The sequence below is a fragment of the Paenibacillus wuxiensis genome, from assembly GCF_040195695.1.
Classification (GTDB): domain Bacteria; phylum Bacillota; class Bacilli; order Paenibacillales; family Paenibacillaceae; genus Paenibacillus_B; species Paenibacillus_B suaedae.
The window spans coordinates 315,477-334,235 of record NZ_JBEFZI010000001.1; the positions used below are offsets into that span (position 1 = coordinate 315,477).

The 18,759-nt window shown below is 47.9% G+C and carries 21 protein-coding genes and 1 pseudogene; 18 read left to right on the top strand and 4 right to left on the bottom strand.

What is annotated here, in order from left to right; genetic code table 11:
* Positions 1 to 36: 36 nt before the first annotated feature.
* Positions 37 to 753, top strand: coding sequence for a lipoyl(octanoyl) transferase LipB (gene lipB / locus ABN764_RS01380; protein WP_036590568.1), 717 nt, complete (start codon positions 37 to 39; stop codon positions 751 to 753).
* Positions 754 to 872: 119 nt separating this feature from the next.
* On the opposite strand, the gene prli42 is transcribed toward lipB, so the two are convergent.
* Positions 873 to 974: a stressosome-associated protein Prli42 gene (gene prli42, locus ABN764_RS01385; protein WP_005546772.1), complete on the bottom strand. Its 102-nt coding sequence runs from the start codon at positions 972 to 974 to the stop codon at positions 873 to 875.
* An 81-nt stretch (positions 975 to 1,055) separates the two neighbouring features.
* Between prli42 and ABN764_RS01390 the strand changes: the two genes are divergently transcribed.
* Entirely contained in the window at positions 1,056 to 2,186 is a 1,131-nt protein-coding gene (locus ABN764_RS01390; RefSeq protein WP_446670717.1) for a M20/M25/M40 family metallo-hydrolase, read from the top strand.
* A 216-nt stretch (positions 2,187 to 2,402) separates the two neighbouring features.
* Here the strand turns inward: ABN764_RS01390 and ABN764_RS01395 are convergent, their stop codons facing one another.
* Positions 2,403 to 2,561 (bottom strand): hypothetical protein, encoded by a 159-nt coding sequence (locus ABN764_RS01395; RefSeq protein WP_174810645.1) that lies wholly within the window; start codon positions 2,559 to 2,561, stop codon positions 2,403 to 2,405.
* 95 nt (positions 2,562 to 2,656) lie between these two features.
* On the opposite strand from ABN764_RS01395, the gene ABN764_RS01400 reads away from it, so the two are divergent.
* The 4 genes from ABN764_RS01400 to fur all read left to right on the top strand — a co-directional run bounded on the left by ABN764_RS01400 (position 2,657) and on the right by fur (position 5,801).
* On the top strand, positions 2,657 to 3,238 hold the full coding sequence (locus tag ABN764_RS01400) for an NUDIX domain-containing protein (protein ID WP_446670718.1): 582 nt from the start codon (positions 2,657 to 2,659) through the stop codon (positions 3,236 to 3,238).
* A 4-nt stretch (positions 3,239 to 3,242) separates the two neighbouring features.
* Positions 3,243 to 4,487 (top strand): endonuclease Q family protein, encoded by a 1,245-nt coding sequence (locus ABN764_RS01405; RefSeq protein ID WP_268623298.1) that lies wholly within the window; start codon positions 3,243 to 3,245, stop codon positions 4,485 to 4,487.
* An 85-nt stretch (positions 4,488 to 4,572) separates the two neighbouring features.
* Positions 4,573 to 5,214: a stage II sporulation protein M gene (gene spoIIM / locus ABN764_RS01410; protein WP_072728491.1), complete on the top strand. Its 642-nt coding sequence runs from the start codon at positions 4,573 to 4,575 to the stop codon at positions 5,212 to 5,214.
* A gap of 125 nt (positions 5,215 to 5,339) precedes the next feature.
* Positions 5,340 to 5,801: a ferric iron uptake transcriptional regulator gene (gene fur, locus ABN764_RS01415; protein ID WP_446670719.1), complete on the top strand. Its 462-nt coding sequence runs from the start codon at positions 5,340 to 5,342 to the stop codon at positions 5,799 to 5,801.
* A 124-nt stretch (positions 5,802 to 5,925) separates the two neighbouring features.
* Here fur and ABN764_RS01420 read toward each other — a convergent pair whose 3' ends face one another.
* Entirely contained in the window at positions 5,926 to 7,356 is a 1,431-nt protein-coding gene (locus tag ABN764_RS01420) for a S8 family peptidase (protein ID WP_446670720.1), read from the bottom strand.
* A gap of 203 nt (positions 7,357 to 7,559) precedes the next feature.
* Here ABN764_RS01420 and ABN764_RS01425 point away from each other — a divergent pair, with 203 nt between their 5' ends.
* The 4 genes from ABN764_RS01425 to ABN764_RS01440 all read left to right on the top strand — a co-directional run bounded on the left by ABN764_RS01425 (position 7,560) and on the right by ABN764_RS01440 (position 11,024).
* A complete protein-coding gene (locus ABN764_RS01425) occupies positions 7,560 to 7,805 on the top strand; it encodes a DUF4227 family protein (protein WP_227774397.1) in 246 nt (81 codons plus the stop codon).
* A 108-nt stretch (positions 7,806 to 7,913) separates the two neighbouring features.
* Positions 7,914 to 8,843 carry a tyrosine recombinase gene (locus ABN764_RS01430; protein ID WP_174810510.1) on the top strand — a complete coding sequence of 310 codons (930 nt, stop codon included), beginning with the start codon at positions 7,914 to 7,916 and terminating at the stop codon, positions 8,841 to 8,843.
* A gap of 63 nt (positions 8,844 to 8,906) precedes the next feature.
* On the top strand, positions 8,907 to 10,094 hold the full coding sequence (locus ABN764_RS01435) for a phosphopentomutase (protein WP_446670721.1): 1,188 nt from the start codon (positions 8,907 to 8,909) through the stop codon (positions 10,092 to 10,094).
* A 102-nt stretch (positions 10,095 to 10,196) separates the two neighbouring features.
* Positions 10,197 to 11,024, top strand: coding sequence for a purine-nucleoside phosphorylase (locus tag ABN764_RS01440; RefSeq protein WP_174810508.1), 828 nt, complete (start codon positions 10,197 to 10,199; stop codon positions 11,022 to 11,024).
* A 72-nt stretch (positions 11,025 to 11,096) separates the two neighbouring features.
* Here the strand turns inward: ABN764_RS01440 and ABN764_RS01445 are convergent, their stop codons facing one another.
* Positions 11,097 to 12,131, bottom strand: a complete 1,035-nt coding sequence (locus tag ABN764_RS01445; RefSeq protein ID WP_446670722.1) for a hypothetical protein — start codon at positions 12,129 to 12,131, stop codon at positions 11,097 to 11,099.
* 266 nt (positions 12,132 to 12,397) lie between these two features.
* Between ABN764_RS01445 and ABN764_RS01450 the strand changes: the two genes are divergently transcribed.
* The 8 genes and pseudogenes from ABN764_RS01450 to ABN764_RS01485 all read left to right on the top strand — a co-directional run.
* On the top strand, positions 12,398 to 13,630 hold the full coding sequence (locus ABN764_RS01450) for a D-alanyl-D-alanine carboxypeptidase family protein (RefSeq protein WP_446670723.1): 1,233 nt from the start codon (positions 12,398 to 12,400) through the stop codon (positions 13,628 to 13,630).
* Positions 13,631 to 13,721: 91 nt separating this feature from the next.
* Positions 13,722 to 14,075 (top strand): anti-sigma F factor antagonist, encoded by a 354-nt coding sequence (gene spoIIAA / locus ABN764_RS01455; protein ID WP_021252942.1) that lies wholly within the window; start codon positions 13,722 to 13,724, stop codon positions 14,073 to 14,075.
* A complete protein-coding gene (spoIIAB, locus tag ABN764_RS01460; protein WP_021252941.1) occupies positions 14,072 to 14,527 on the top strand; it encodes an anti-sigma F factor in 456 nt (151 codons plus the stop codon). Before spoIIAA ends, spoIIAB begins: the two co-directional genes overlap by 4 nt.
* 11 nt (positions 14,528 to 14,538) lie before the next feature.
* Positions 14,539 to 15,294, top strand: a complete 756-nt coding sequence (sigF, locus tag ABN764_RS01465) for an RNA polymerase sporulation sigma factor SigF (protein ID WP_021252940.1) — start codon at positions 14,539 to 14,541, stop codon at positions 15,292 to 15,294.
* Between the two features lie 102 nt (positions 15,295 to 15,396).
* Entirely contained in the window at positions 15,397 to 16,047 is a 651-nt protein-coding gene (locus ABN764_RS01470) for a stage V sporulation protein AA (protein WP_065290824.1), read from the top strand.
* Positions 16,040 to 16,477 carry a stage V sporulation protein AB gene (locus ABN764_RS01475; protein ID WP_021252938.1) on the top strand — a complete coding sequence of 146 codons (438 nt, stop codon included), beginning with the start codon at positions 16,040 to 16,042 and terminating at the stop codon, positions 16,475 to 16,477. The genes ABN764_RS01470 and ABN764_RS01475 overlap by 8 nt, the downstream gene beginning before the upstream one ends.
* A gap of 82 nt (positions 16,478 to 16,559) precedes the next feature.
* Positions 16,560 to 18,221, top strand: a complete 1,662-nt coding sequence (locus ABN764_RS01480) for a spore germination protein (protein ID WP_072727920.1) — start codon at positions 16,560 to 16,562, stop codon at positions 18,219 to 18,221.
* A 184-nt stretch (positions 18,222 to 18,405) separates the two neighbouring features.
* Positions 18,406 to 18,759, top strand: a pseudogene (locus ABN764_RS01485) (diaminopimelate decarboxylase); the annotation flags it as partial.

Sequence of the window (18,759 nt, forward strand, 5' to 3'; positions counted from 1 at the left end):
AATCAGCACGAATCGACGGAAGAAAGCGTGATGACAATGAATAATGAATGGAACAAAGCGGATAAGGCTCTTCGTGTAACCCATATGGGGCGTGTCGATTATGGCGCAGCATGGGATATGCAGAAGGAACTCGTTCATGCCATTGATGGTGGTACGAGAGAAGATACGCTGCTGCTATTGGAGCACCCTCCTACGTATACAATCGGTTCACAGCGCCACCCGGAGCATTTGCTGCTAAGCAAGGAAGAACTGGAGCGACAAGGAATTGCACTGTACGAGATTGATCGTGGCGGGGATATTACATATCACGGTCCAGGACAGCTGGTCGGTTATCCGTTAGTGCTATTGGATGGGCCACAGCTTGATCTTCACGGGTATTTGCGATCATTGGAAGAAGCGATTATTCAATTTCTTGCGACATTCGGTGTAATCGGAAGCCGCAAGCCAGAGTATACCGGTGTGTGGGTTGGCAATGTTAAGATAGCTGCGATAGGTGTGAAATTCAATAAATGCAGACGCCGTCGTGGCTTCGTAACCAGCCATGGCTTTGCACTCAATGTGAAGAGCGGCATCCAGCATGAAGGGTTCTCAGGCATTATTCCGTGTGGAATTAGCGAGTATGGGGTAACATCACTGGAGGATTGCACAGGTCAAACCTTCACAGTGGAGCAAGTAGGCCAATTGCTGCTGCCTCATCTTATTCATGTTTTCGGATTCGAAGCGGCCAAGCTTGACACTTCGTTGTTGGTGTAGGGGCTGCAATAAGTTCAAGCCATGCGATTGCTCGCATGGCTTGTCCCGTAGCTGCTCTGCTTATGTGGTTGCAAGATGAGATGCAGCTAGGTACCCCTAGCATGGATCAGCTTGAAGCACTAGCCATATATAAATGGCTCGACAATCACAAGCACGGTGGATGCGAGCATCGCGGCGAGCATGACATATATAATGATTTTAAACCATCGTTTGGATTGCATAAGAACAGAGAACTCCTTTCATCAATAAGATCATGAGTTATTCTCTATTGTACCTTAAATAAACGTTTGGAGGAAAGAGATATGGTTCAACAGGAAAGACTTGTAAAGCACTTTATGGAATTGGTTCAAATCGATAGTGAGACGAAAAACGAACGTGCGATCTGTGATGCGTTGAAACAGCAGTTCGAGGCACTTGGCCTCCAAGTAACGGAAGATGATACAACGTCTGCAACGGGACATGGAGCAGGAAACCTGATTGTGAACTGGCCAGCAACAGAAGGTCAAGAGAACGCAAAGCGTTTGTTCTTCACCTCCCATATGGATACTGTTACACCGGGCAATGGCATTAAGCCGCAGCTTGGCGAAGATGGATATATCCGCAGTGACGGTACGACGATTCTTGGATCAGACGACAAGGCAGGCCTTGCTGCTATGTTCGAAGCGATCCGACTCATTCAAGAATCGAATACACCACACGGTTCGATCCAGTTTATCATTACAGTAGGTGAGGAATCCGGCCTTGTAGGTGCTCGTGCAATGGACAGCAGCCACTTGCAGGCTGACTTCGGTTATGCGCTGGACTCAAATGGTGAGATTGGAGCAATTGCAGTTGCGGCTCCTACGCAAGCGAAAATTACAATGGAAGTGTTTGGTAAGTCCGCGCATGCAGGCGTGAATCCGGAAGATGGCATCAGTGCAATTCAAGTTGCCAGCAAAGCGATCTCCCGTATGCCGCTTGGACGTGTTGACCACGAAACGACTGCGAACATCGGCAAATTCGAAGGCGGTGGAGCGACGAACATTGTATGCGACTATGTGAAGCTGCATGCGGAAGCGCGCAGTATCGTACAGCATAAGGTTGAAGATCAAGTGAAGGCAATGAAGGAAGCGCTCGAGAGTGCTGCAGAGGAATGTGGAGCAAGAGCCGAGTTCCACAGTGACATCGTGTACCCTGCATTCCAATTCACAGAGAAAGATGAAGTTGTGCAGCTCGCTAAGCGTGCTATTGAGAGTATTGGCGCAACGACGCGCTTGTTCCATTCAGGCGGCGGCAGTGATGCAAATATCTTCAACGGCATGGGTGTACCTACCGTTAACTTGGCAGTAGGATACTTGGACATCCATACGACGAAGGAGCGTATTCACGTATCCGACCTGGTGAAGACGAGTGAATTGGTAGTCGCGATTATTCAACAAGCTGCACAAGCATAATGCACGCAATAAACATGTAGCTTGCTTCTGAATGATTATTGCAGGAAATGAATGAAATGATTATCATACTCAGCAGTTGTGCTGCATAGGATAAGCCCTTGTTCGATACCTTTCATGAACAAGGGCTTAATTGTTTTGAAACGGTTCGATTGTGCATAAGATGCAGGGGGATTAAGCATGGTAAGGACAGAACAGCGGAAGCCGCCAAGAGGTAAGCTATTTGCTCGATAATTTGCGGGTGGCGGGTTGGTTGTCCAATATCTGAGACAGTGGAGTGTTTCCACCATGGCGCATCATGAGACGACGTAGTTCGACGATTACTTCTTGCTTCTTGCCTACTAACAGCATTTCCTGTGCTTGATATATGCGTTGCATCCATTCATCACTCCCGGATCGAATCGGACAAGCCGTAATGATATAATGGGTATGTTCAGCGGAACGGAAATATGTACATAAAGGAGCACGAATATATGAATGAGCAACGAGGTTCTGAACGGGCAAGCAATCCCTTAGAAGAAGTTACAATAGAGACGAAGCCTATTTTTGATGGGAAGATCATTAAGCTTCAGGTAGATACGGTTACGCTCCCTAACGGTTCGACTGCAACAAGGGAGATTGTCCGTCATCCAGGGGCTGTTGCGGTATTAGCGATCAAAGAGGATAAAATGCTTGTTGTTGAACAGTATCGCAAGCCTCTTGGGCGCAATCAGGTTGAGATTCCAGCAGGCAAGCTTGATCCGGGAGAAGATCCAATCGTAGCTGCAAAGCGTGAGCTTGCGGAGGAGACTGGGTATCGTGCGGATCATCTCATTTCATTAGGCTCCTTCTTTACATCGCCTGGTTTTGCGGATGAAATCATTCATTTTTACGTTGCAGATCAATTGATAGCCGGCGAAGCACATACGGACGAAGATGAATTTTTGGAAGTAGATGCGATGACGCTAGAGGAAGCATTTGCTGCGATGCGCGCAGGGCGAATTAGCGATGCGAAGACTATCAATGCGATGTATGCATGGCAAATTTACAAACTAACAGGAAAGTGGCCGGTATAACCGAATGGAGAATGCAGCAAGAAGTGGACAGCATGAAGAGTTGCATACCATGTATGGTGACTTCCATATTCATATAGGCAGTACCTCGGAAGGACAGCCTGTGAAAATCAGCGCGAGCCGCAACTTGACCTTCGAGGCAATAGCACATGAAGCTTCCGAACACAAAGGGGTTCATCTGATTGGCATCATTGATGCGCATGCGCCGGGTGTACTGCGGGATATCGCAACGCTTCTTGATAAAGGCGAGATGGAGGAACTTCAGGATGGCGGTATCCGGTATAAGAACACCACGATATTTCTAGGAACCGAGCTCGAAATTCGTGAAGAAGGATATGGCATTGCACATGTGCTGTGTTATTTGCCGAATATCCATGCAATGGAACGATTCTCGAATTGGCTATCCCCTCATGTCACCAACATGAGTTTATCGTCCCAGCGTGTGTACTTGCCAGGGCGAGCACTGCAGGAAGAAACTGCGGCATATGGCGGATTGTTCGTGCCTGCGCATGTGTTCACACCTTTTAAGAGCATATATGGGAACTGTGCTGACAGAATGGCAGATGTGCTCGATCTGGAGATTATAGATGCTGTGGAGTTGGGCTTAAGTGCTGATACGGAAATGGCGGGATGTATCTCTGAGTTGGATCGATTTACATTGCTGACGAATTCAGATGCACATTCACTAAGTAAAATTGCAAGGGAATACAATGCACTTGTCATGGCTTCACCAACATTCAAGGAGTGGGCAATGGCCTTGCGTAGGGAAGCTGGACGCGGGGTTACAGCCAATTATGGTCTTAATCCGCGGCTTGGTAAATATCATCGCACTTCTTGTGCGAAATGTGGCCACGTTGTAGACAGTACTGTTTCCGTAGAAATCACAGATACCCTCGCGAATCAGGTACAGCCAAGATGTCCAGAATGTGGTTCAACGAAGTTCATCCGTGGTGTATCCGAGCGGATACGTTCTATCGCAGATCGCGAACAATCGGAGATTCCAGCTCATCGCCCGCCATATTGCATGCAGATTCCGCTTGAATTCATCCCTGGAGTAGGGAAGCGAACGCTTGCCAAGCTGCTGGAGCATTTCGGAACGGAGATGAACGTACTGCACCATGCAACGGAGGAGGAACTCAAGCAAGTGGTTGGACAAGCTACAGCAGAACTTATTGTGCTCGCTAGGAGCGGACAGCTGTCTCTACAAAGCGGCGGCGGAGGCACATACGGCAAAGTAATTACAGGAGAATAGTTCGAATCATAAAGGGACGAGCATGAGCATAAGCTGGATGGACGAGATATTCGTCGCTTCAACTTATTCGAAAGGGGCATCATCCATGAAGCCTATTGCTCACTCTTTTCGCTCTCAGCTCCATTTATATATTTTCGTGTCCGTTCTCTTCCTCGTCGGCGTTGTGTTTGGTTCCTTGCTCGTGAATGCACTGACATTGGAACAACAGCAGGATATCGGGAACCATGTGAGTCAGTTTGTGTCCACAATGGGACAAGAGTCTGCTGCTTCTAATCAGGTGGGGAATAGTGGAGAGACGTTTTTGAACTCGACGATGTTCTACGTCAAATGGATTGCATTAATTGCATTGCTTGGCATATCTATAATCGGATTTCCGCTTGTGCTTGCACTTGTATTTGCGAAGGGTGTGTTTATCGGATTCTCGGTGGGGACACTCATCAGTCAGTATGCATGGAAAGGCGTATTATTCGCATTAGTATCAGTCGCCCCGCATAATATTATTGCGATTCCTTTTCTGATGATTGCAAGCGTTGCGTCTATGGTATTTGCCATGCATATTCTGAAAAATCGATTGTTCGTTCCTAGGATGCAATCCTTGCGTGAGCCTCTGCAGCGCTTCATGACACTGCAATCTGTATCCTTAGTAGGAATGGCAGGAGTTGCAGCTGTTGCAACTTGGGTGTCACCTCTTCTAATGAGATGGGTTGTGCCAATATTGACAACGTGATCAGGAATAGACAACACCAAGAATATTGACTTTGTGCAATTCATTTGACACTGCTTGCGTTCTCCCCCTATAATATATAGAAGTGATACAAATGAAACGTGGATGGCAGGCAAGGGGGGAGACCATTGGAAGCGCGGATTGAGAAGATTAAGCAGCAACTTCAATCCCAAGGGTACAAGCTGACACCACAGCGCGAGGCAACCGTGCGCGTCCTGCTCGAGAATGAAGAAGATCATCTTAGTGCTGAGGACGTATTCATGCTCGTGAAAGAGAAAGCGCCTGAAATCGGTCTTGCCACCGTATATCGTACATTGGAACTGTTAAGTGAGCTGCATGTCGTGGAGAAGATGAACTTCGGCGACGGCGTTGCACGATATGATTTGCGCGGTGATACGAATAAGCACCATCATCACCATTTGATATGTGTCCAATGCGGCACTATGCAAGAAATCCGTGAGGATTGGCTTGGGCCATTGGAAGAGCGCTTGGAGCGAGAATTTCAATTTTCTGTCGTAGATCATCGTTTGGATTTCCAAGGTATTTGTAAGAATTGCCGGGAGAAGCAAGCAGAAGAGCAGGCGGAATAACCGCAAGCATTCAACAGGGAATTGAAATGGCGCTACGCTATGACAGCAGGTCGATAGCAGCGAATGAAGATGGATATGATGAGGAAGCCTCGGCAGGACTGCCGAGGCTTTATTGCTTGAGCAATTACATAATTGAAGGATTCGTAGATACCCTTCTTCTTCGCTGCACTTGCCGTTTGCGATGAGCGGCAGAGGTGCTTTTGGCGCCGATGGAGGAATGCCGCGGGACAACAGCTTGAGAATGACGGACGGCACGTTGACGATTGCGGCGACGAATTACCAGCACCTTTGACCTGTGTTTGTGTCGGGAAGCGGCTGCAGCCTGAATAGGGATGGCTGGAGTCGAATGCGCTGATTCGAGACCCTCGCTGGCTTCTGCTTCTTGCTGAGCGGCAATAGAGAGTGAAGAGAAGGCGCGGTCTGCTTGAATAAGGCCAGATCCTTGTGAATGGCGAGAGTAGCCGTTCAGAGGCCTCGCAGTATCCATGAGGAGCTTGCGAATAAGGGAAGGTTTTACCTTGCGGTTGTGAGCAAGCAGCAATGCAGCTGTACCTGATACATGTGGGGCAGCCATAGATGTTCCTGAATTTGTGATGAATCCTTGTTTATTGCTTGTGGATACAATATCGCTGCCGGGCGCAGCAACATCAATTCCGCGTCCGCGGCTGCTAAATGATGCAATGCGATTGTTTTTGTCAGTGGCGGCTACTGCGATGACTTCCGGGTAGCTGGCAGGCTGATCGATTTTACCGCTGTTTCTTCCTTCATTTCCAGCTGAGGACACGATCACGATGCCCTTGCGATGAGCACGTTTGACCATAGAGCGCAGCGATGCACTGGCGCCATTCAGTCCTAAGCTCATATTGATGACATCCATGTTATTGCGTATGCACCATTCCAACCCTTCCACAATATCTGACACATATCCGTCACCAGACTGATCCAGTACCTTTACAGCATACAGAATGACCTCTGGGGCAACGCCATACTGCATACCACTTTTTCCAAGTGCAGCAACAATCCCGGCTACATGTGTTCCATGACCATTATCGTCTCTATAGGAACCTCCCTTGCGAATCGTGTTCACACCACCCGCAATATTGAGATCAGGATGAGCCGATATCCCTGTGTCGACTACGGCTACCTTTATGCTCTTCCCCTGGGATGATTTCCATACTTCTGGAGCTTGTATGCGCTTGACGCCCCACGGAATTTGCTTGCTGGAAATAGGTTCTGCTGTAACAGAATTCAGGATCTGACTAGCAGGATAGTACGATAAGGGATAAATATGTGCCCTTACTCTCGCATCCGTTTCAATTCTGCGGACGCTGGGGTGCTTCCTTAATCGCTGCAAGGCATGATGGTTGCCGTCCATATGACAACACAGCATGTTAGCTGAACCTACTTGTTTTACTGGGGTAATGCCAAATTTTTTGAGTTCGAGTATGCATGCATTGTAGCTTTTTTCGTCTTTTAAAATGATCATTTTACGTACAGCTTTACGATGAGGACGGCTGCTTACAGCCGCCTTCAACATGCGTGATAAGGTGCGCATGCTTGCTAGCCCTCCAGTTCGAAACGAATTTGTGCAACTTCTTAGACAAGTGGAATGGAATGCCTTGTTGTATCGTATGAGACAAATATAGAACGGTGAAATGTTTTAGCAGCGAATTTCAAAAGGGAATACGGAGCGAACCGCATATCCGAAGGCTTGGCATCATATGTTACAGGAGAGTCGAACTTGCCCAGCGGAAGGGGATGAGCAGTGTGATAGTGCCTTTGCGAGCTCTATTAAGACGAATCAAGTTTATGGCGTTATTTCTCATGATGACCTATGCGGTTGCTTATATTATGGGGGCCGTCAGTGACTGGATTTATCCAGTGGACAAGTACCGCGAGCCACATGGCAAGGCAGTTAAGGTCTTTCGCTGGGAGGATGGCTTGGATAGAGAGCATATGACGTTCACAGAACGATTGCGGTTGTACTATTGGTTGGGCGAGTAGCGAACTGTTCGGACAAGGGAAGGGATTTACTCTCGTGTTGTTGAATTATTGTAGAGCAGTTGCTTAGATTTGCAGATGTGAAAGTCGCAAGGTAAGGAGTATAGTACGATGGCAGGCTTAATCGAACAACAGGTGGAAGCATACCGAGATTATTTAATACATGAACGGCGAGTGTCCTCGAATACGCGAGAAGCCTATATGCGTGATATACAGATGTTCATCGCATCAGTCGCCGACAATGTGAGCATGGTGGACGACATTCGTGCGTATCATGTGAATCATTATATGTATCAATTGAAGCGGGATGGACGTGCAGCCTCGAGTATTGCGCGCATTGCGGCCTCACTGCGATCCTTTTTCCATTTCTGTATCCGTGAAGGAAATTTGAAGCTGGATCCATCCTATGAAGTAGAGCGCCCGAAGGCATCTTCCAAAGCGCCAGAGATCTTGTCATTGCAAGATACAGAGCGGTTGCTGGCATTACCTGACGAGAGCAATCCGTTAGGGATTCGTGATCGGGCGATGCTGGAGACTTTATATGCGACAGGGGTTCGAGTGTCGGAGCTTATGTCGCTTAATATGGAGGATGTTCAGCCTAAGCTGGGGTTTCTGCGCTGCATGAGCGGCAAGGAGCGTGTTGTGCCTCTCGGACAGGTTGCGGCTGAAGCGTTGGAACGATACTTGAACGATGCACGCCCTCAATTATTATCCTCCTCATCACAGGCTGATGGATTGGAGACTACTGAGCATAATGCGCTCTTTGTCAATGTGCGCGGACAAAGGATGTCACGGCAAGGCTTCTGGAAAATGATCAAAAAATATGCAGAAGAGTTGGAGTTATCCTTTCCCATTACGCCCCATACGCTGCGGCACTCGTTCGCTGTTCATATGTTATCGAATGGTGCGGATGTGCGGGCAGTGCAAGAAATGCTCGGGCATGCAGAGCTTGCGACCACACAGCGATATGTGGAGCATATGAGAAAGTCAAGTATGAAGGACGTATATACCTCCGCCCATCCAAGAGCGAAGAAGAAATAGCGGGAGTATGGTTCAAATCTCCTTAACATAATCTAAGACGAAGAAAGAGAAGGAGTGGTAACCGTGGATAGAGAGAGCAAGCAATTTGGACGCATTGCAGTTATTGTTCTGGACAGTGTTGGCATTGGGGAACTGCCGGATGCTTCGCAATTTGGCGATGCGGGTACACATACCTTGGGACATATCATAGAGCATAAACCGAGTATTAAAATTTCGAATTTACAGCGCCTTGGCTTAGGCAATATCGCTGATCTCGGCAGCTTGAAGGCTGCCGAGTGCCCAGAAGGCGTATATGGCAAGATGGCGGAGATTTCAGTCGGCAAAGACACGATGACTGGTCACTGGGAACTAATGGGTCTTCGCATTACTTCACCTTTCAATACGTATCCAAATGGATTCCCACAAGAGCTGATTGAAGCATTCGAGCAAGAAACGGGCCGCAAAGTGTTGGCCAACAAGCCAGCATCAGGCACCGAAATCCTTGACGAGTATGGTGAGGAACAGATGGCGACTGGATCGTGGATCGTATACACATCTGCGGACAGCGTGTTCCAAATTGCTGCGCATGAAGATATTATTCCACTTGATGAGCTATATCGTGCTTGTGAGATCGCCCGGAAGCTGACATTGTGTGAACCGCACACTGTCGGCCGTGTTATCGCACGGCCTTATGTTGGCAAGCCAGGTGCATTCACGAGAACGCCGAATCGCCATGATTACGCAATCAAGCCTCCGGCAAATACCGTGCTCAATCTGCTGCAGCAGGCAGGCAAGGATGTTATTTCGGTGGGGAAAATCAATGACATTTTCTCAGGAGAAGGGATAAGTGCTTCTTATCCGACCAAGAGCAATGCACATGGCATCGACACGACGATCGAGTTGCTAGATCAATCATTTGAAGGGCTGCTGTTCGTCAACTTAGTGGATTTCGATTCATTGTACGGACATCGCCGTGATCCGGCAGGGTATGCGAAGGCATTGGAGGAGTTCGACGCCGCCCTACCTAAGATGATGGATAGAATCGGGCCGGATGATTTATTAGTCATTACGGCAGATCATGGCAATGATCCGACACATACGGGTACCGATCATACGAGGGAGTATGTTCCACTTCTGCTGTACAGCCCTTCCCTGCATGCGGGGCAATCACTTGGGGTTCGTACCACATATGCGGATTTGGGTGCTACGATCGCAGATAATTTCCGAGCAGGGCAACCTCAAGTAGGCACAAGCTTTTTGCAAGAACTGTAAAGAGTTTGGACAACAATGGAACAACACATTTTGAAAAGTTTGATGAAGATGATGTTACAACCGATCGATTCTGATCGGACAATGATGAATGGGGGAAATAAGATGAGCAACACAATTACACACGATCATATTCAAGAGGCAGCGGCTTATATTCAATCTAAGATTAGTGAGACGCCTGATGTAGGATTGATTTTGGGATCTGGACTAGGTGTGCTGGCAGAATTGGTGGAACAGCCTGTAACGATTGCATATGGGGACATTCCGCATTTCCCTGTATCGACTGTAGAAGGCCATGCGGGCGAGCTTCTGATCGGCAAGATCGCAGGCCGTACGGTAGCGATGATGAAGGGCCGCTTCCATATGTACGAAGGATATGGACCAGAGCTGACCGCATTCCCGGTTCGCGTTATGAAGGCGATTGGCGTATCCAAGTTGCTCGTAACGAATGCGGCAGGCGGGATCAACACTTCCTATAAGCCTGGGGATCTGATGATCATTTCCGATCATTTGAACATGACTGGGCGCAATCCGCTGATTGGTGCGAACGACAGCCGTCTTGGGGTACGCTTCCCGGATATGTCTCAGGCGTACAGCCCGCAGCTTCGCCAGAAGGCGAAGGACGTTGCAGCTTCGCAGGGTGTTGAACTGCAGGAAGGTGTATATGTCGGCTTTCTTGGCCCGAACTACGAGACGCCTGCGGAAATCCGCATGCTTCGTGTGCTAGGTGGCGACGCTGTAGGGATGTCGACGGTATCCGAAGTAATTGTCGCGCAGCATGCAGGCATGGAAGTGCTCGGTATTTCCTGCATCAGCAACATGGCGGCGGGCATTCTGGATCAGCCATTGTCGCACGATGAGGTCATGGAGACGGCAGAGCTCGTTCGCGACCAATTCCTCAAGCTTGTTATTGGAATTATCCCTGTGATGTAAGAAACAAATTCACATGTGAAAAAAGGCCGCTGCATGGCTGTCCGTTGATCGGGCAGCAGCAGCGGCCTTATCTTATGGTTCCAGCAATATAAAATGAGCGAGTCCATTCGAAGAAGGCAATTGTATAACGTTCAATTCGATGAGCTGGTTAGTCACATAAGTATATAAAAAATGATAGTACCAAATAAAATACTCCTCGAAGGAAGTTTCTTCAGCGAAAGGAGAGGCGTGATACGCTTGAACTAGCATAGAACGATAATCCTCGAACAGTCTGATCAAATCCGCCGTAATAAGATTGGCAATGCGATGCAGTGCTTGATATTCCTCGTTGTTTAGTACAGGGATCATCAGCTTGCCGTTCTTCCACAAATGTAACTGCTTCAAACCCTTTCGTATCTCACTGTCAATCGAACCGTTGCCAGATGAGCTTTGAATAATGTGATCGATTATCGTTGGAATTGCAGCCTTATTTTCCGATAATGCAGGGCCAAATAAAGTACATACCTGTTCCTTGCTGAACAGGGGAAGAAGAGGCTGATTGTATCTGTTATTCCCATACGCGCAATAGTACGCCGAACCGATAGGAACACAGTGGTTTCCGTAAATTCCGAACGGCTCTAGCTGCTGATCAGCATGTTTTTCCAACAAACCATAGTAATAGTTCTTTCCATTGCGAGACGGTCTGTCGGACTTGAGGAATAACTGTTCCACATAGTCGATTTGCACGAAATCTAATAATACATCGCTCATTATAAATAGGGAGAGATCAGCAAATTCAAAATTGTGCAATGCCGGGATCTTGAAAGTCTCTTGCTGGATTCGATTCGCGTTGTGATTGATTAGAGATACGATGTCATTTCCGATTGCGATGCTAAGCTGGTAGAACTGTTGCCCCGCCTCATGTGAGATGACCGGAAATGTCGGAACATATCGCCCCTCTACTTTTTTGGCGAGACCTTCACCATAGAGCAGATCGATGCTCTTCTTCCACTGTGCTTGCGAAATAGAGAGCTCCTTCATTAGCTGTTCCTCTGAATAGCCCAGATGCAGCCCGATACAGATGCGATCAAGGTTATCCTTAGTAAAATCAAAATTCGGGAAATTCAACCCCCGCGAGATCATAATTTGTGTTCAAATTGCGACTGAAGCATGATGTCATCCTCTCTCGTTGTGTACTGCATTTCATTTTCATAGGCATAAATTTATTTCCCAAATTTTTTCGACATCATGACATGATAAACCTTCCAAGATCTGCTCTATCTTTCGATAAGAGTGGAATATTTTGCTTCTGAAAGGTAACACTGGATAGAAAGTGCATCCTGCGCATGTAATGCGCTCAGAATGTACGCTATTTAGATAGGAGGGGACAATCTGTGAACAAATGGCTGTGTGCTAGCCTTAGCTTTTTATTTGCTGCCGCTTGTATATTGCCTTCTTCGGCGAACGCATCTTATGCACGGGCAGACTTGCCGCCTTGGACAAATTCAGAAACGCCAAGCCAAGCAACATCCTCTGCTGCGCCGGATGCCCAACTGGCGGATAACGCGCGCTCAGCGGTGCTTATGGATGCGGACACGGGAACGGTGATTTTCGAGAAAAATAGCCACGATCGGCTTCCGCCAGCGAGTATTACGAAAATTATGACGATGCTGCTTGTCATGGAAGCCATTGACAAAGGAAAGCTGAAGATGACGGACAAGGTGGCAACAAGCGAGTATGCCGCGTCTATGGGCGGATCGCAAATCTTTCTGGAACCGGGCGAAGAGATGACGGTTGAGGAAATGATGAAGGGAATCGCAATGGCCTCAGGCAATGATGCATCGGTTGCGATGGCTGAGAAGATCGGCGGCTCCGAGAAGGCGTTCGTACAAATGATGAACGATAAGGCTGCAGAGCTTGGCATGAAGGATACACATTTTGTAAATTGCAATGGCCTCCCTGCTGAGAATCATTATACGTCAGCACATGATATTGCCTTGATGTCGCAAGCGTTGTTGAAATATCCGTATGTAACGAAATTTACAGGTGCATATGAGGATTATTTGCGACAGAACACCAGCAAGAAATTTTGGCTTGTCAATACGAATAAGCTTGTACGGTTCTACCAAGGTGCAGATGGGTTGAAAACAGGCTTTACTTCAGAAGCTCGTTATTGCCTGTCTGCGACAGCGAAACGGGATAATATGCGTGTGGTAGCTGTTGTGCTTGGCGAGCCGAATACGAAGACACGCAATGCAGAAGTCACGCAAATGTTCGATTATGCCTTCGCTCAGTATACGAATGTTCCGCTGCTGAAAAGCGGAGATAAGATTGGCGATATTCGTGTGGAGAAAGGGATGGTCGAGAATATTGAGCTAAAGGCTCAGCGTCCATATCATGTTTTACTCAAAAAAGGCGAGGGCACTGACAATCTTCGCTTCGAACTGGAAGGTCCGAAATCTGTGAAGGCTCCAGTAGCGGCGGGTCAGTCGCTTGGGAAACTTGTCGTTTATCAGGGAGATAAAAAGGTTCGTGAATATCCTGTCGAATCCACCGAGGAAATTGCGAAAGCTGGCTGGTGGACACTCTTTAAACGTACGTGCGGCAAGTTGTTTTTTGTCAATTAACGGCGTGCAGCTTCTAGTTTTGTCGTCAGGCAGGAATTGGTTATCCCATTGACGAACTGTATCGGCATCATGGGGAGGAGAGTGAAGCGCCATGAATCTGCAGGTGGAATTGGAACACCAGCGCAACGTATTGATTACCCGTCTGAGAGGGGAACTGGATCATCATACGTCTGAGTACGTACGAATTCAGCTCGACGAAGCGATTCAACGCAAGCAAGTGAACCATGTCGTGCTAAGCCTTCGTGATTTGACGTTTATGGACAGTTCGGGTTTGGGGGTCATTCTAGGAAGATACAAGCAGATCAAGGGACGAGGCGGAAAAATGGCGGTATGCGATATGAATCCCGCGGTACGACGTCTGTTCGAATTGTCTGGCTTGTTTAAAATTGTGCATGTTTACGATAATGAGCGCAAAGCGCTTAATGGGTTGGAGGTCGTATCATGAGTGTACAATCAGACACGAACGTAATGACGCTGCAATTTTCCAGTCGTTCCGAGAATGAAGCATTTGCCCGTGTGGCTGTTGCAGCCTTTGTATCGCAGCTGGATCCGACAATGGACGAGCTGACAGATATGAAGACCGTAATCTCTGAGGCAGTGACGAATTGTATCATCCACGGATATGATAATGATCCTACTGGGATGGTTACGATTTCAGCGGTTATTTCCGGTGAGGAGATTATGCTGACCGTATCAGACAATGGACGAGGCATTGAGGATCTTGAGCTTGCAAGACAGCCGCTGTATACGTCGAAGCCGGACATGGAACGCTCTGGCATGGGCTTCACGATCATGGAGAACTTCATGGATGAATGCGAAGTAACTACCGAACTGGGCGTGGGTACGAGCATCCGCATGAAGAAGCGGATTGAATCGAAAAAAGCGCTCTATAATTAGGGGTTGAAGCCATGGAAGCTGATTTGAAGCAGTCGTCGCCCAATTATTTGGATGACGCGGAAGTGAAGCGTCTGATTGCACTCAGTCAGACAGGTGACTCGTTAGCGAGAGAAACACTTGTCAATTGCAACATACGCCTTGTCTGGTCCGTCGTTCAGCGCTTTATGAATCGAGGATATGATCCAGATGATTTGTTCCAGATTGGTTGCATCGGATTGCTGAAATCTGTTGATAAATTCGATTTATCATATGACGTGAAGTTCTCGACTTACGCAGTGCCGATGATCATCGGTGAAATTCAGCGTTTTCTGCGTGATGATGGAACGCTGAAGGTGAGTCGATCACTGAAGGAGATGGCGAACAAAGTTCGCAAGACGAAGGATGAGTTGTCCAAGCGGCTCAATCGGCTTCCAACGATTAAGGAAGTTGCAGCGGAGCTTGGGGTATCACCGGAGGATGTTGTGTTCGCACAAGAAGCGAATAAACCACCGACATCCATTCATGAGACGGTATTCGAAAATGATGGTGATCCAATTACGTTAATGGATCAAATTGCCGATGATACGCAGGACAAATGGTTTGATAAGCTTGCGCTGAATGAAGCGATAGAAGGCTTGAGTGAACGGGAGCAGCTTATTGTCTATTTGCGGTACTATCGGGATCAGACGCAATCTGAGGTTGCCAGTCGCCTCGGAATATCGCAGGTGCAAGTGTCACGGCTGGAGAAGAAAATATTGCAATCCATCAAAGCCCAGATCGCTCAGTGAGCCAGAGAGGGTATGAGGAGCAAACCGCAGGGAGATGTCCTTGCGGTTTTTTTGCTGTCTATTCAACCATACTAACACTATGGAGGAAGGAGGGGGATGAACATGGCGACTTTGGATGAGTTGCCTGATTCCGGCAGTACCTGCTATATCCGGCTGCGCAAGCAATCTTCGGTCAAGCCAGATCATCCGATTCGACTTAAGGATGTAGCTGAGGTCATTGCAGACGATGCATGGTACACGAAATTAAGAGAGCTTGTGCTGAAGGAACCAAAGACAAGCGACGGCAACATGATATTGATTGACATGATGCACATTACGAGGGCAATTAAGGAACTGTGTCCGAGAATGACCATAGAATGCTTCGGCCAGCCGCATACATTAGTTGAGGTTGTGACGCAGGTGAAGAAGCCAAATATCGCCCTAATTGTTCTTGTCTGGCTGCTGCTGTTCTTCGGTTCAGGCCTCGCGATCATGAACTTTCACGCCGATGTAAGCATGCTCCCTGTACATAAACGAATTGTAGAAATGCTTACGGGTCGGAAGGATGCGAATCCATTTTGGTTCCAAGCCTGTTATTCCATTGGCATCGGTCTTGGGATGGTCGTATTTTTTAATCACTTTTTCCGCAAGAAGTTCAATGAAGAGCCGACACCGCTTGAAGTTGAGATGTTCCTATATCAGGAAAACTTGAACCAGTACATGATAACCGAGGAATACAAGCGATTGCGCAAGGAGGATTTGAAGCGTGACTGAGACTTGGCTGTATGGTCTTGCACAGCTGCTGGCATCGTTCGCGGGAATCGCTGGCGGGATTACGGTTGGGGGCGCGATGGTGGCATTATTTGTCGTGCTTGACATGCTTCCACGGCTAGCACAGCTTACTCGCTCCTTCCACTGTTCGTATTGGTTTGAGTACGCCATTATTGCGGGCACGCTGTTCTTTACCGTAACAGATTTATGGAGTATCCGATTCTTCTATGCGGGATGGTTCTCTCCATTCATCGGACTGCTGGATGGGGTATTCGTGGGACTCTTGGCTGCAGCGCTGACGGAGGTATTGAATGTTTTTCCGATATTGGCGAAACGGCTTGGTATGACACATGCGCTCCCTCATCTACTGACCGCAATGGTAATTGGCAAGGTTCTTGGATCTTGGTTCGACTGTTTTAAATACCCGCATTGAAATTTCTGTGTGAATGATGAGAATCTCGCAATGAAGGATATGCCAAGATATGGAGATTCAATAAGAAGGAGGATATTGCCCAATGACAGAGCAGCAAACTGAACAAGAATCGTCGCAAAAGGACGTACTTTCCCCTCCTCATTCGAAATCACCGAAAGAGCAGTCTGAGGATGGGGGCAATCATCAGCATGCATCTGAGCAAGGCAGCTTGCATGACAGAAAAAAGCAGCGTGAGAAGTCCGATACGATAGAAGAGTCCATCATCTATTGGCAGGACAAGGACGAAATCTCCAAGAAGCTGGACGAGACGAAACGAACGCTGCAACAGGTAGTTGGACTTGGGGAGTCGTTCGATATCGTGCTGCGCGAGATGGTCTTCGGCGAGCGGCGGGTAGGTCTGTTCTATGTGAATGGTTTTGCTAAGGACGAAGTGATGACGTTAATCTTGTCCCGAATGTCATACTTGGATAAGGAAGAAATGTCGCCGAACGCACTCAAATCCTTGTTCGAACGCTATATCCCTCATGTTCAAGTAGAGCGGGAGAATAAGTTAAGCAGCGTCATTAATAAAGTGCTCGCTGGCAGCAGCGCTTTCTTTATTGATCATGAATCAAGTGCGATTATTGTGGACTGCAAGACTTTCCCTGTGCGGGGTCTTGAAGAACCGTCGCTCGAGCGGGTGGTTCGGGGTGCACGTGACGGATTCGGCGAGACACTGCTTACGAACGTTACCCTTGTCCGACGCCGCTTGCGTGATCCGGGGCTTATGTATGAAATGGTGCAGGTGGGACGGCGTACCCGTACCGATGTGTGTATTGCCTATATAGATGATATTGCTGACAAGCGTCAAGTGGAGTCGGTTCGTAATAAAATAAAAGCGGTGAATGTGGATGGTCTGCCACTGGCCGACAAGCAACTAGAGGAGGCGATTATCAATAAGGCGTGGAACCCTTATCCGCTAGTACGATACTCGGAACGTCCAGATGTTGTCGCTTCCCATTTGATGGATGGCAGCATTGTCATATTTGTCGACACTTCTCCATCTGTCATCATTTTGCCGACGACGTTTTTCGACTTATGTCAGCATGCAGAAGAGAATCGACAAACTGCATTTATGGGAACCTATTTGCGGAGTGTGCGCTTCATCGGTATTTTTGCATCGCTCTTCATTCTCCCATTGTGGCTGCTGCTCGTTATCGAGCCGGGATTAAAGCCTGCCGCCCTACAAATTATTGGACCGCAGGAGACAGGGAAGATACCGCTCATTTTCCAGTTCCTCATCGCAGAGCTCGGCGTGGATCTCATGCGAATGGCGGCTGTTCATACTCCGTCGCCGCTTGCGATAGCATTGGGCTTGCTAGCTGCGATACTCGTAGGTGACATAGCGGTCAAAACAGGAGTGTTCGTCAATGAGGTTATTTTGTACATGGCTGTAGCTGCCGTAGGGATGTTTGCGACACCGAGCTATGAGCTGGCGCTGGCCAATCGAATCGTGAGGCTCGTGCTGCTTGTTTCGGTTGCGCTATTCAGAGTTCCCGGACTCGTCATTGGTACAACCGTTTGGCTGCTCTGGCTGACCCTGCATCGCTCGTACAATGCATCATACTTATGGCCGTTCATTCCGTTCAATGCCAAAGCGATGTACAATATCATCGTGCGACAGCCATTCTTGCTGATAAAGACGCGCCCTAGCTTGAATCAGACACGAGATAATACAAAGATGCCGCCAAGAACGAAGCGATAGCTTCAACGTTTGGAAGGCAATGTGTTTGTCCCTTGACAACCTCTATAATGCAAATGATGGACGGAAAAATCCATTCTTTCAAGATCGAATAAGCTGATATACTCGATGTAATATTTTCACTAACAATTGGAACAACATGAGGGGATAGACATAGAAGATCGAGTGGGAGTGGGGAGAAATGACGATGTACTTACACGGAACGAGCAAGATTAATGGGGATGGACATTTAGAAATTGGCGGTTGCGATGTAACCGAATTGAAGCAGCAATTTGGTACTCCGCTTTATATTTTTGACGAAGCATTAGTCAGAGAACGCTGTGGACAATACATGGAAGCATTTCGCGAGTCTGGGTTAACCTTTCAAGTTGCATATGCAAGCAAAGCATTCTGTACAACGGCAATGTGCCGGTTAGTCGACCAAGAGGGGCTGTCGCTAGATGTTGTATCGGAAGGGGAATTGTATACAGCCTTGCAGGCTGGATTCCCGGCCCAGCGAATCCACTTCCATGGGAATAATAAGACGCCCGAGGAGATCGAA